12 protein-coding genes are annotated in these 13258 nt (G+C 59.1%); 3 read left to right on the forward strand and 9 right to left on the reverse strand.

All coding sequences use genetic code 11. The annotated features are described in order from the left end of the window. Positions 1-44: 44 nt before the first annotated feature. Complete coding sequence (locus GTU76_RS18565; protein ID WP_038357769.1) at positions 45-1673, reverse strand: glucan biosynthesis protein D; 1629 nt, start codon at positions 1671-1673, stop codon at positions 45-47. 403 nt (positions 1674-2076) lie between these two features. On the opposite strand from GTU76_RS18565, the gene GTU76_RS18570 reads away from it, so the two are divergent. Continuing rightward, complete coding sequence (locus GTU76_RS18570; protein ID WP_016986386.1) at positions 2077-2262, forward strand: hypothetical protein; 186 nt, start codon at positions 2077-2079, stop codon at positions 2260-2262. A 288-nt stretch (positions 2263-2550) separates the two neighbouring features. Here GTU76_RS18570 and GTU76_RS18575 read toward each other — a convergent pair whose 3' ends face one another. Next, complete coding sequence (locus tag GTU76_RS18575) at positions 2551-3063, reverse strand: BRO-N domain-containing protein (protein ID WP_180699273.1); 513 nt, start codon at positions 3061-3063, stop codon at positions 2551-2553. Positions 3064-3482: 419 nt separating this feature from the next. Here GTU76_RS18575 and GTU76_RS18580 point away from each other — a divergent pair, with 419 nt between their 5' ends. Both GTU76_RS18580 and GTU76_RS18585 read left to right on the forward strand, forming a co-directional pair. Continuing rightward, positions 3483-3728 carry an AbrB/MazE/SpoVT family DNA-binding domain-containing protein gene (locus GTU76_RS18580; RefSeq protein WP_016986389.1) on the forward strand — a complete coding sequence of 82 codons (246 nt, stop codon included), beginning with the start codon at positions 3483-3485 and terminating at the stop codon, positions 3726-3728. Beyond that, a complete protein-coding gene (locus GTU76_RS18585) occupies positions 3728-4129 on the forward strand; it encodes a type II toxin-antitoxin system VapC family toxin (protein ID WP_016986390.1) in 402 nt (133 codons plus the stop codon). The genes GTU76_RS18580 and GTU76_RS18585 overlap by 1 nt, the downstream gene beginning before the upstream one ends. Before the next feature lie 75 nt (positions 4130-4204). On the opposite strand, the gene GTU76_RS18590 is transcribed toward GTU76_RS18585, so the two are convergent. The 7 genes from GTU76_RS18590 to GTU76_RS18620 form a co-directional block, all read right to left on the reverse strand. Continuing rightward, complete coding sequence (locus GTU76_RS18590) at positions 4205-5689, reverse strand: APC family permease (RefSeq protein ID WP_077571272.1); 1485 nt, start codon at positions 5687-5689, stop codon at positions 4205-4207. Between the two features lie 176 nt (positions 5690-5865). Then, entirely contained in the window at positions 5866-7290 is a 1425-nt protein-coding gene (locus tag GTU76_RS18595) for a gamma-aminobutyraldehyde dehydrogenase (protein WP_180699275.1), read from the reverse strand. A gap of 167 nt (positions 7291-7457) precedes the next feature. Then, complete coding sequence (locus GTU76_RS18600; protein ID WP_180699277.1) at positions 7458-8282, reverse strand: ABC transporter permease; 825 nt, start codon at positions 8280-8282, stop codon at positions 7458-7460. After that, a complete protein-coding gene (locus tag GTU76_RS18605) occupies positions 8272-9192 on the reverse strand; it encodes an ABC transporter permease (protein WP_007908947.1) in 921 nt (306 codons plus the stop codon). Before GTU76_RS18605 ends, GTU76_RS18600 begins: the two co-directional genes overlap by 11 nt. Positions 9193-9208: 16 nt before the next feature. Then, positions 9209-10246, reverse strand: a complete 1038-nt coding sequence (locus GTU76_RS18610) for an ABC transporter ATP-binding protein (protein ID WP_180699278.1) — start codon at positions 10244-10246, stop codon at positions 9209-9211. A gap of 278 nt (positions 10247-10524) precedes the next feature. Further along, on the reverse strand, positions 10525-11676 hold the full coding sequence (gene ydcS / locus GTU76_RS18615) for a putative ABC transporter substrate-binding protein YdcS (protein WP_180699280.1): 1152 nt from the start codon (positions 11674-11676) through the stop codon (positions 10525-10527). Between the two features lie 83 nt (positions 11677-11759). Further along, positions 11760-13217 (reverse strand): gamma-aminobutyraldehyde dehydrogenase, encoded by a 1458-nt coding sequence (locus GTU76_RS18620; RefSeq protein ID WP_180699304.1) that lies wholly within the window; start codon positions 13215-13217, stop codon positions 11760-11762. Positions 13218-13258 lie beyond the last annotated feature (41 nt).

A 13258-nucleotide genomic window follows, 5' to 3' on the forward strand; every position in this document is an offset into this window, starting at 1 on the left:
GAGCGAGCTTGCTCGCGAAGAGGTGCCCAAACGCTAGAGAATCATCAAGGGTATTTGCGCTTGTCCGGCGCCGGCGGGAAGTACTGGTACAACCAGGTCTCGCTCAACGTGCGGTCATTGGTGCGGATAAACAAGCGCAGCTCCACCGGCTCAACACTGTCATTGGTCGGGTACCAGTCAAACAGGATCCGGTAACCCTTGATGTCATCCAGCACCAGCACGCTGAAATCCTGCACCTTGCCGTTCGAGCAGGTCACCACGGGCTCGATCCCGGTGCCCTGCGGCAGGCGATCGAGACCGCCGCCCGTGAAGTCCACGGCAAAACGGCGCGCCCACACCGGCGGATAGTGCTCGCCCGGTGCCCAGCCTTCGGTGAATCCGCCCATGCCGGAACGGGTCGCATGAACCCGTGCCAACGGCGTACCCACTGGCGGCAATGCGCTCCAGTAAAGCTTGTAGCCGTAGTTCAGCGAATCCCCGGCAGCGACCGGTTTTTTCGGGGTCCAGAATGCCACGATGTTGTCGAGGGTCTCGCCGGTGGTAGGAATTTCCAACAGATCGATAGAGCCTTCACCCCACGCCGTGGTCGGTTCTACCCACAGGCTCGGACGCTTGCTGTACCAGTCGACGGTGTCCTGATAGTTGGCGAATTCATGGTCGGTCTGCACCAGACCGAATCCTTTCGGATCGGTGTCGGCAAACGCATTGAACTGCAACGTCGCCGGGTTGTTCAGCGGACGGCAGATCCACTCGCCGTTGCCGCGCCACATCGCCAGACGATCCGAGTCGTGGATCTGCGGGTGGATGGTGTCGCACATGCGGCGCTCGTGGGTGCCGCAACTGAACATACTGGTCATCGGCGAGATGCCCAATTGCTCGATTGCCGTGCGCGCATTGATGTGCGCATCGACTTCCATCACCACGCGCTCGGCCTGGCAGTCGATGTCGAAACGGTAAGCGCCAGTGGCACTCGGCGAGTCGAGCAGGGCATACACCACAAATCGGGTGGCGTTCTTGTCCGGTGTCTCGAACCAGAACTTGGTGAAGTCAGGGAATTCTTCGCGTTTTTTCGCGTACGTGTCGATCGCCAGACCGCGCGCCGAGAGGCCATATTGGCCAGTGGCGTCTACCGCACGGAAATAACTGGCGCCGAGGAACGACAACACATCGTGACGATCCAGCTCCGGCGCTTTGAACAGCTTGAAGCCGGCAAAACCGAGGTCACCCTTGAGCTGCTGGGTGTCGACAGAAGTGTTTTCATAGTTGAACAGTGCCGGGCGGAAATGCACCTCGCGGGCAGTGCGCGTCTTGGCGTCGACGCTGTACATGCGCACCGGCTGACGGAATCCCATGCCGACGTGGAAGAACTGCACGTCCAGCTGCCCCTTGTTTTCCTTCCACAGCGAATGCTCGCCGTCGTAGCGGATCGCGTTGAAGTTCTGCGGGGTCATGGTCGCCAGGGTTGGCGGCAGCACCTGTTTGGTGTCCTGATAGGCGCTGCCAGCCAGTTGCTTGGCCTGGCGCTTCAGCGCTTCGAAGTCGAAGGCCTGCGCCTCGCCATCGGCGGCGCCGCCATTGGCCGCCCACGCACGGCTGGCCAGCAGGCCAGTGGCTGAAAGACCGGTGTAAGCCGCAATGGCCATGGACGCTTTGAGCAAATTCCTGCGGTGCATAAATACAACCTGTCGTGTGCAATCCCGCGCCGTTCCTGGCACGTGCTGGATCAGAAATAACGGTTCGGACAAGCCTTCGGCCAAACGCAACGGACTATTAACAGATGCCGGCTAGCTTAAACGGTTCGCTCGCAATGCAAAATTCGTTGATTCACCGCGCCAGTGTGTCAATGAAACAAGACATGTCGGTTAAAAATCTGACAGGGCGTTCTGATTTACACGGCATATCTGCTTTTTTCGACTAATTACTCTAAAAACCGCTTTTCAGCGCCGATTTAATTTCTATTCTATGGGCATGACCGGTGCGACCCATCTGACCGGTAGGGCACACGGCGCTGCTGTAAGGGGCAGGGCGATGTGGTGTTTAAGCAATTCTTTGCAGTATTAGAGAAGGACATCGTCCATGGCAAAAATCCAAGGCATCACCGACATGTTGGGCATCTTTCCTTGCCTGGGCAGCGGCCGCAAAAGACGCCGACTCAGCTCCGACGAGCTGAAACTGGTGGAGCGTTATCGAGAGCTTTCAGAAGGGGACCGGATTGCGATGCGCTATCTGGTGGATGCGATGCGGAGTGTTTCGCGGTTTTAACGCTGGGGTGGGCACCGTGAAAGCCATTGGGCTTTTACGGTGGCCAGGTCAATCAAATTGCCTGCGTCGGCATCGGTGATGCCGACGTGAATGGCTTTCTGAAGCTCGGCACTGTCGTTTAGTTTCAGGTAAGAGATCGCAAAGCTTTCATCACAGGGAATCACTTCCTCAATCTGAGGAAATTTGAGAACAGTTCTACTCATCTGAATTCAACTCGCTAGAGGTGACACGCTAAACCTGTGGCGAGGGAGCTAGCTTCCTCGCCACAGGTTTTTTGTTCACTGGAGTTTAGCGACAAGTCCCCTGAACCGGATACGGCCGCTGGCCGTGCATCAACTCTGGTACATCCCGCCATTTGACCCACGCCTGCTGCTGCCAGTGCAGCAGTGGCACGGTGACGCCTGCCCAGTGCATCGAACGCAGACTTGGGTGGTTTTCCACTGGACTTGAATGGGTTTCACGCAGCATCGGGATGACTTCATGGCTCAACCACTGGCGCAGGTGACGGTTTTCCGGGACGAAGTGATGGACGAGCAGGGCGAACAGGCCGGACTCGCTGACCATCGCGCAATCGATGATTTCGCCGTCCCGACGCAGAAGGACATGGCGACGCTGGTCGGGATCGAGTTTCATGGTGAGGCGCTCGTTTAGCGGATAGCCCATCAGGCGACCGAGATCTTGCACGCAGAACCAGGCTTCGTGGTCTTGCATGAAGGTGTGGAGGAAGCGGTTGTGGCGGGTGAAGATGGTGGGGGTGAAGAAAGCGGAGGTTTCAGAAGGAATTTGTACGTGGTTAGGCATTTTTCGACTCCAATATTGAGAATAGAGCCGCCACTCAAATGAGTGCGGTCACGCCGTTTTGATATTTACTCCGGCTCCGACACCGGGCCGCTGATTTCGCTGCCGAGAGAAAGCCTATCGGCTAGCAACCTACGACGCCAAGTCGGCTCTATCGACACCTACTGTAGGAAAGCGAGCTTGTTTCTGAAGGCGGTATCTGTAGGAAATGCCTGATTTTGTAGTGTCGGCAGCAACCGACCGCCCAAGCTGTAGTTTTTCCTTTATCTATTTGGGTCCACGGAATGAACCGCATGAGTGCCATCAGGGCTAAGAGGTCGAGGCCTGCAATCCGGTAAAAATAATCCTGCGATAAGCGGAGGTTGCAGATATCTCGATCAAGTAATACGTTGTTCCATTGAGTAATACTTTAGGGGTATGACATGTCGACGACCATGACCAGCAAGGGGCAAGTCACAATCCCCAAGCCAATTCGTGATGCTTTGCATCTTACGCCGGGCTCGGCCATTGAGTTCAGCGTCAACGATCATGGCGAAGTGGTTCTGCATAGTGCTAAGCGCGAATCGGGAAAAGCGCGAACTCCTGATCGATTTGATGCCGTAAGGGGCAAAGCCGATATCAAATGGCGAACCGATGATTTGATGGCCTTGCTCCGAGGGGATGATTGATGGTGCTGGTCGATACGAATGTGTTGATTGATGTGCTCGAAGACGATCCGGTCTGGGCCGATTGGTCGATTCAGCAACTTCGTGCTCAATCACTGATCCATGAGTTAGCCATCAACCCGATAGTTTATGCAGAGCTATCACAGACATTTTCGACGTTTGAGGCATTGGACGGAGTAGTGAGTCAACTGGGATTGGTCATGCAGGAGATTCCTAGACCCGCACTGTTTTTAGCTGGTAAGGCCTTCGTGAAGTATCGGAAGGTTGGCGGTGGAAAGCATAATGTTCTGGCGGATTTTTTCATCGGAGCACATGCGGCCGTAAAAAAATTACCCTTGTTGACGAGAGACTCCAAGCGTTACCGCACTTATTTCCCTTCAGTCGAATTGATAACGCCGTCCTGAGCTTATGGATTGCTACACGACGTGCGGTCTCGCAAATCGCCCCGGTTACAATGAACCTACCGGGGCGATTCTGCTTTAGCGACTCACCTTCCACGCATCCCCAGCCGGCGCCTTGCCATGGTCATACGGCTTGCCAATCCACATATAAACCAAGCCCAAGCCAATCACGATGGCCGTGCTCAACACCATCGCATAGTTCACGTACCAAGCCGCATCCGGCGTACGTGGCCAGGCCATGTTGATGATTGCGCCAACGCCATACACCAGCGCGCCGATGTTCACCGGCCAGCCCCAGGCGCCGAGGGTGAATTTGCCGCTCGGTTTCCAGCCTTTGCTGCGGGCGTACAGCGCGGCCAGCACGATCATCTGGAATGCGAGGTAGATGCCGATGGCGGCGAAGCTGACGATGGTGGCGACGGCGTCTTGCAAGAAGAAGCCGAGGGCGATGATCAGCGCGGGCAGGACGCCGGACACGAACAGTGCGGCAACCGGTACTTGGGTGGTAGGAGAAATCTTTTTCAGCAGTCGGCTGCCGATGACCATTTCATCGCGAGCGTAGGAGTACAACAGACGACTCGCCGCGGCTTGCAGGCTGATGACGCAGGAGATGAAGGAAATCATCACCACGCCCATCACCACTTTCGAACCGACCGGGCCGAAGGCGTTGTTGAGGATGGTGGTGACCGGGTCTTTGTCGGTGCCGTTAATCACCGCTTGCATGTCCGGCACAGCGAGGATCAGCGCCAGGCAGGCGAACATTGCTGCGATGCCGCCGATGTAGATGGTCATGCGCATGGCCACCGGGATTTTTGCGCTCGGGTTCGGGGTTTCTTCAGCGACGTCGCCGCAGGCCTCGAAGCCGTAGTAGAGGAACATCCCCGCCAGCGATGCGGTGAGGAAGGCCGGCAGGTACGAGCCGTCGACGCTGATGTCGAAGGTGTTGAACAGCACGCTGAGCGGTTGATGGCGTTCGAATACCAGCAGGTACACGCCGACGATCACCGCGCCCACCAGTTCGCAGAGAAAACCGAACATGGCGATGCGCGCCAGCACTTTGGTGCCGCTGAGGTTGACCAGTGTGGCGAACAGGGTCAGCACCAGGGCGATGACGATGTTGGTGTTGTTGCTCGGTTCAAAACCGAGCATCGCGGCCAGGTACGGGCCAGCGCCGACGGCAACTGCAGCAATGGTTACGCAGAGGGCGATGGAGTAGATCCAGCCGACCATCCATGCCCATTTTTTACCGACCAATCGGCGTGCCCACGGGTAAACGCCGCCGGAAATCGGGAACTGTGAAACCACTTCGCCGAAGATCAGGCACACCAGCAACTGGCCGCACCCGACCAGCAAGTAGGCCCAGAACATCGGTGGGCCGCCAGCGGCGAGGCACAGGCCGAAGAGGGTATAAACCCCTACGACCGGTGACAGATAAGTGAAGCCCAAAGCGAAGTTTTCCCACAGGCTCATGCTGCGGTTGAAGTTCGAGGTGTAGCCCAGTTTGCGCAGTTGTTCGGCATCGCTGTCGGCGACGGCTGCGGCGAGATCGGGTGAGGAACTCATGTGTGTTTGCTCCGTGAAATCGGCAGATTTCGGATGGCCGAGGCCGTGGCGGGGCCATGCAGGCGCCGCCCGGGTCGGTAGTTATTGTTTTGGGATCCTGGTGGTGCGTAATGCCGGTTTCCTTCCTGAAACCGGGGTGACGCCTTCGCGAGCAGGCTCGCGAAGCTTGTAAAGGCTTAGTGCTTGAACATCACATGCCGAACCGTGGTGTAGTCCTCCAGCCCATACATGGACATGTCCTTGCCGTAACCGGACAATTTCTGACCGCCATGGGGCATTTCGCTGACAAGCATGAAGTGCGTATTCACCCATGTGCAGCCGTACTGCAAACGCGCCGACATGCGATGCGCGCGTCCTACATCCGCTGTCCACACGGAGGACGCCAGGCCGTAGTCCGAATCGTTGGCCCATTCCAGTGCCTGTGCTTCATCAGTGAACTTTGTCACTGAAACCACCGGCCCAAACACTTCGCGACGAACGATCTCGTCGTCCTGCTGGGCATCGGCCAGCACGGTCGGTTCAAAGAAGAAGCCGTTACCGTCAACAGCCTTGCCGCCAGTGATCAAACGAATGTGCGACTGCGCCACGGCACGCTCGACAAACCCGGCCACACGGTCGCGATGTTGCGCGGTGATCAGCGGCCCGAGTTCAGTCGACGGATCATCCTGCAAGCCGTACTTGATGCTGCTGACCGCCGCGCCAAGCTTCTCGACGAACTTGTCGTAGATGCCCTGCTGCGCGTAGATCCGGCACGCGGCGGTGCAGTCCTGCCCGGCGTTGTAGAAACCAAAGGTACGAATGCCTTCCACCGCCGCATCGATATCGGCGTCGTCGAAGATGATCACCGGCGCCTTGCCGCCCAGTTCCATGTGCATGCGTTTGACGCAGTCGGCAGTGCTGGAAATGATGTTGGCGCCTGTGGCGATGGAGCCGGTCAGCGAAACCATGCGCACTTTCGGGTGAGTAACCAATGGGCTGCCAACGGTAGGACCGCGGCCAAACACCAGATTGAGTACACCGGCCGGGAAGATTTCCGACGCCAGTTCGGCCAGACGCAACGCGGTCAGCGGGGTTTGTTCCGACGGCTTGAGCACCACGGTATTACCGGCCGCCAGCGCCGGGGCGATTTTCCAGGCGACCATCATCAGCGGGTAGTTCCACGGCGCGATGGAGGCGATCACGCCGACCGGGTCGCGGCGGATCATCGAGGTGTGGCCGGGCAGGTATTCGCCACCGGCCGAACCGCTCATGCAACGGCTGGCGCCGGCGAAGAAACGGAACACGTCGGCGATCGCCGGAATCTCGTCGTTGAGCGCGGCGGTGTAGGGTTTGCCGCAGTTATCGGATTCGAGTTTGGCCAGCTCTTCGCCGTGGGCTTCGATGGCGTCGGCGAGTTTGAGCAGCAACAGCGAGCGGTCTTTTGGCGCGGTTTGCGACCAGTCGGCGAAGGCGTTGTCGGCAGCGCGCACGGCGGCATCGACCTGGGCTTCGCTGGCTTCGTTGATTTCTACCAGGACTTCGCCGAGCGAGGGATTGAGCACTGGTTGCGCCGGGCCTTCACCGTTGACCAGTTGGCCGTTGATCAGGAGTTTGGTTTGCATGGTTTTGTCCTCTTTGCAGCAATTGTTATTTTTCTGAAGAAACCGAAACCCTGTGGGAGCGAGCTTGCTCGCGAAGGCGGTGTGTCAGTCGACATCAATGTTGAATGTCATGGCCTCTTCGCGAGCAAGCTCGCTCCCACAGGGGAAAGTGGATATCGGTTGAATATTTATTTGCCGCCGCTGCCGGCGACGCTTTCGCCACCACGCGTCAGGTAATACGCGCCGAGAATCGGCAGCATGGTCACCATCATCACCAGCATCGCGACGACATTGGTCACTGGCACATCCCGTGGTCGGCTCAGTTGATTGAGCAGCCACAACGGCAACGTGCGTTCATGCCCGGCGGTAAACGTGGTGACGATGATCTCGTCGAACGACAGCGCAAACGCCAACATGCCGCCGGCCAGCAACGCCGAGCCGAGGTTGGGCAGAATGATGTAGCGAAAGGTCTGCCAGCCATCGGCTCCGAGATCCATTGAGGCCTCGATCAAACTGTGCGAAGTACGGCGCAGGCGGGCGATGACGTTGTTGTAGACGATCACCACGCAGAAGGTCGCGTGGCCGACGATGATGGTGAACATCCCCGGCTCGATGCCCAGCGTTTTGAACGTCGCCAGCAGCGCGATCCCGGTGATGATCCCCGGCAACGCAATCGGCAAAATCAGCATCAGTGAAATGCCCTGTTTGCCGAAGAATTCCCGGCGGTATAACGCGGCCGATGCGAGCGTGCCGAGCACCATCGCAATCAATGTGGCGATGGCTGCGATCTGCAATGAAAGCTTGATCGACTCCAGAACATCCGGCCGCAAAAACGCCACGCTGAACCAGTGCAATGTGAAGCCCTTCGGCGGAAAACTGAACGCAGCTTCCTCGGTGTTGAAGGCGTAAAGAAAGATGATCAGGATCGGGAAGTGCAGAAACACCAACCCGCCCCAGGCAGCGATTTTCAGGCCTAGAGAGGCATGCCCTTGTGATGAAGAGTCAGAGCGCATCGAAAGCCCCCAGTCGTTTGACGATGGACAGGTAAACCGCGATCAACACAATCGGCACCAGCGTGAACGCCGCCGCCATCGGCATATTGCCGATCGCACCTTGCTGCGCGTAGACCATGCTGCCGACGAAGTAGCCCGGCGGCCCGACCAGTTGCGGCACGATGAAGTCGCCCAAGGTCAGCGAAAACGTGAAGATCGAACCGGCGGCAATGCCCGGAATCGACAGCGGCAAAATCACCTGCATAAAGGTCTGACGCGGCTTCGCGCCCAAGTCGGCAGAGGCCTGCAACAGCGACGGCGGCAGACGTTCCAGCGACGCCTGAATCGGCAGAATCATGAACGGCAGCCAGATATAGACAAACACCATGAACCGCCCCAGATGCGAGGTCGACAAGGTGCTGCCGCCCACCCCGGGAATCCCCAGAATGAACTGCAACACCGGCTCCAATCCAAGGTGCTGCACAAACCATTGCGCCACGCCGCCCTTGGCCAACAGCAACGTCCACGCATAGGCCTTGACGATGTAACTGGCCCACATCGGCATCATCACCGCGATGTAGAAAAACGCCTTGGTCTTGCCCGTGGTGTAGCGCGCCATGTAATAGGCGATCGGGAACGCGACGATGGCGCTGGCGATCGACACGACGATGGCCATGCTCAGCGTGCGCAGGATGATGTCGAAGTTCGACGGTTGAAACAGCGCGGCAAAATTCGCCAGGGTCAGGTCAGGGGTGACCGCCATGGTGAAGTCGTCGAAGGTGTAGAAACCCTGCCACAACAGCACCAGCAGCGAGCCGAGATAAATCGCGCCAAACCACAGCAGCGGCGGCACCAGCAGCATCGACAGATACAGGTTCGGCTTGCGGTAGAGCAGGTTGGAAAACCGGCGCAACGGCGGCGATGCAGTCATCGCGAGCGTGCTCATGTCACACCCCGCTCGTCACGGTGTCGTGCAACGGGATCATCGCTTCCCGCGCCCAACGCGCGCTCAGGCGCTGGCCGGTCTGATGCTGTGCGCTGCTGTCTATCCACTGATTGTTGGCGTGGCTGATGCTCAGGGTCTGGCCGTTTTCCAGCTTCAATTCATAACGGGTGGCGCTGCCCTGGTACTGGATGTCGTGGAGCAGGCCGCTGACTTCGATTTCGTGGCTGGCCAGCGGACCTTCGGCGAAACGCACGTGTTCAGGGCGGATCGAAAACGGCTGCGGATGGCCGCTGATTTCACGGGCCAGATCGCCGCGAATCACGTTCGAGGTGCCGACGAATTCAGCCACGAATGTAGTGGTCGGTTTCATGTACAGATTGCGCGGCGTGTCGACCTGTTCGATGCGGCCCTTGTTGAATACGGCGACGCGATCGGACATCGACAGCGCTTCGGTTTGATCGTGGGTGACGAAGATGAAGGTGATGCCGAGTTGGCGTTGCAGCTTCTTCAATTCGCTTTGCATCTGTTCGCGCAATTTCAAATCGAGGGCGCCCAAAGGCTCATCAAGCAACAGCACGCGCGGACGATTGACCAAGGCGCGGGCGAGGGCCACACGCTGGCGCTGACCGCCGGACAATTGCACCGGTTTGCGCGCGCCATAACCGCCGAGGGCGACCATGTCCAAGGCTTCTTCGGCGCGTTTATGGCGCTCGGTTTTGCCGACGCCTTTGACCTTCAAGCCGTAGGCGACGTTGTCGAGGACGTTCATGTGCGGGAACAGCGCGTAATCCTGAAACACTGTGTTGACGTCGCGTTGATACGGCGGCAAACCGGCCGCTTCAGCACCGTGGATGCGGATCGAGCCGGTGCTCGGTTGTTCGAACCCGGCGATCAGGCGCAGGCAGGTGGTTTTGCCCGAGCCGGAAGGGCCGAGCATGGAAAAGAACTCGCCGTCCTCGATATCGATGGAAACCCGGTCAACGGCCTTCACGTCGCCGAACTGCCGGGAAACGTTGGTGAACTGGACTGCAAGCGTCATGGTGCGGTGCTCCAAAAAGGCGAAGGCCGTCGCAGCGGCCCTGCCTGGACTTCTGAAAAATCTGAATCGTTTTACGGTTTGCTTGGCTCACACATTCGGCGGACGAGATGCGATCCGCTTTTAGCTCCCTCTCCCTCCGGGAGAGGGCGGGGGGTGAGGGCAGCGGTTTCGGCCTTTGCTCTGAGATCAAGAGCAAAGGCAAAAGCTACCCCCTCACCCCAGCCCTCTCCCCCAAGGGGGCGAGGGGGAAAGGGCGCTCGACCGAGTCGCTCCCGGGCTTAGCGGCCGCCCATGATTGCGATGTAGTCCTGGGTCCAGCGGCTATACGGCACAAACTTGCCGCCCTCAGCCTGCGGGGTTTTCCAGAAGGCGATCTTGTCGAACTGGTCGAAGCCGTTGGTCTTGCAACCTTCAGCGCCGAGCAATTCGCTCTCTTTGCACGCCGCCGGCACCGCCGGCAACGAACCAAACCACGCCGCCACATCACCCTGGACTTTCGGTTTCAGCGACCAGTCCATCCACTTGTACGCGCAGTTCGGGTGCTTGGCCTCGGCGTGCAACATGGTGGTATCAGCCCAACCCGTAGCGCCTTCTTTCGGAATGGTCGAAGCAATCGGCTGCTTCTCGTTCATCAAACCGTTGACCTGATACGGCCACGCGCTCGACGCCACCACGCCTTCGTTTTTGAAGTCGCTCATCTGCACCGTGGTGTCATGCCAGTAGCGGTGGATCAGCGGCTGCTGCGCGCGCAACAGGTCGAGCACGGCTTTGTACTGATCTTCGGTGAGTTGGTACGGATCCCTGATGCCCAGTTCAGGCTTGGTCGATTTCAGATACAACGCCGCATCGGCGATGTAGATCGGGCCATCATAGGCCTGCACGCGACCCTTGTTCGGCTTGCCATCGGGCAGATCCTGCGCGGTGAACACCACGTTCCAACTGGTCGGCGCGGTCTTGAACACGTTGGTGTTGTACATCAGCACGTTCGGGCCCCACTGGTACGGGGTGCCGTAAGTCTGGTTGTTGACCACGTACCACGGCGCGTCTTTGAGGCGCGGGTCGAGGGTGTTCCAGTTCGGGATCAACGCGGTGTTGATCGGTTGCACCCGTTTGCCGACGATCAATCGTAGCGACGCATCGCCGGATGCAGTAACCAGGTCATAACCGCCCTTGGCCATCAGGCTGACCATTTCGTCCGAGGTCGCAGCGGTCTTCACATTGACCTTGCAGCCGGTTTCTTTTTCGAAACCGCTCACCCAGTCGTAGGCCTTGTCGCTCTCGCCACGTTCGATGTAACCCGGCCACGCAACGATATCCAGCTGACCTTCGCCAGTACCGACAGTCTTCAGCGGCTCGGCCGCTTGCAGGCTGGCACTGGCCAGCAGGGCCGTGGTGATTGCACTGAGCAGTGCGGTCTTGTGCACGAACATGGTTGAACCCTCTTCTTCAAATTATGGTCGGGGCAGTTGTGAACGCGGTGCAGCATGCCGTTGGCGGCTTGTTATTAGCGTAGTCAGAGATGCTGGCCGTGGCGGGCCATGATGTGCCGCACCACGCTGTAGTCCTGAAGCGAATCACTGGATAGGTCTTTGCCGTAACCCGAGCGTTTCAGCCCGCCATGGGGCATTTCGCTGACCAGCATGAAGTGGCTGTTGATCCACGTGCAGCCGTACTGCAAGCGCGCGGCAACCTGCATAGCCTTGTCCAGATTCTGCGTCCACACCGACGAGGCGAGGCCATATTCGGAGTCGTTGGCCCAGTCGACAGCCTGCGCGAGTTCGTCGAAACGGGTCACCGTGACCACCGGGCCGAACACTTCGCGCTGGACGATTTCGTCGCTCTGTTTGCAACCGGCGAGCAGCGTCGGTTGATAGTAGAAACCGGCGCCGGAATGCACCGCTGCACCGGTCACGCGTTCAATGTGCGGCTGACCGAGGGCGCGTTCGACGAAACTGGCGACGCGGTCACGTTGACGGGTGCTGATCAGCGGGCCAATCTCATTGTCTGCATCACGTTTGCCGGCGAAGCGCAGGCTGCTGACGGCGGCGCCGAGTTCGGCGACCAATTTGTCGTGAATCCCGGCCTGCGCGTAGATCCGACAGGCAGCGGTGCAGTCCTGCCCGGCGTTGTAGTAACCGTAAGTGCGCACGCCATCGACCACGGCCTGGATGTCGGCGTCGTTGCAGACGATCACCGGGGCTTTGCCGCCGAGTTCGAGGTGCGTGCGTTTCAGGGTTTTCGCGGCGGCCTGGAGGATTTTCTGCCCGGTGACGATATCGCCGGTCAGCGAGACCATGCGCACTTTCCCGTGGCCGACCAAATGGCTGCCGACGCCTTCGCCGCCGCCGCAGATGATGTTGATCACCCCGCGCGGGAGGATTTCGGCCAGCGCTGGCGCCAGTGCGAGGATCGACAGCGGCGTGTGTTCGGAGGGTTTGAACACCAGCGTGTTGCCGGCGGCGAGGGCCGGAGCGATTTTCCACGCGGCCATCATGATCGGGTAATTCCACGGCGCAATCGAGGCGACCACGCCAATCGGATCGCGCCGGACCATGCTGGTGTAGCCCGGCAGGTATTCGCCGCTGAGTTGACCGGTCTGGCAACGCACGGCGCCGGCGAAGAAACGGAAGACATCGACGGTCGCCGTCAGATCGTCCTGACGCGCCAGGTGCAACGGCTTGCCGCAGTTCAGCGATTCGAGGCGGGCGAGGTGGTCGGCGTGTTTTTCGACGGCGTTGGCGATCTCGAGCAGCAGGTTGGAACGTTGCTGCGGCGTGGTGCGCGACCATTCGGCGAAAGCGCGGTGGGCGGCGAGGATCGCGGCTTCGACTTGCTCAGTGCTGGCCTCGGCGATGTGCGTGAGGATTTCACCGGTGGCCGGGTTGAGAATCGGCTCGACGAAACCTTCCCCGGCGACCAATTCGCCGTCGATCAACAACGCGGTACACATCGGGGTCTGCGCGCCAGCCATTTTCCGCGTTCTCTTTTCTTGTGTGGCCATTGTTGCTCCCT

The organism is Pseudomonas crudilactis (assembly GCF_013433315.1).
GTDB classification, from domain to species: Bacteria; Pseudomonadota; Gammaproteobacteria; order Pseudomonadales; family Pseudomonadaceae; genus Aquipseudomonas; species Aquipseudomonas crudilactis.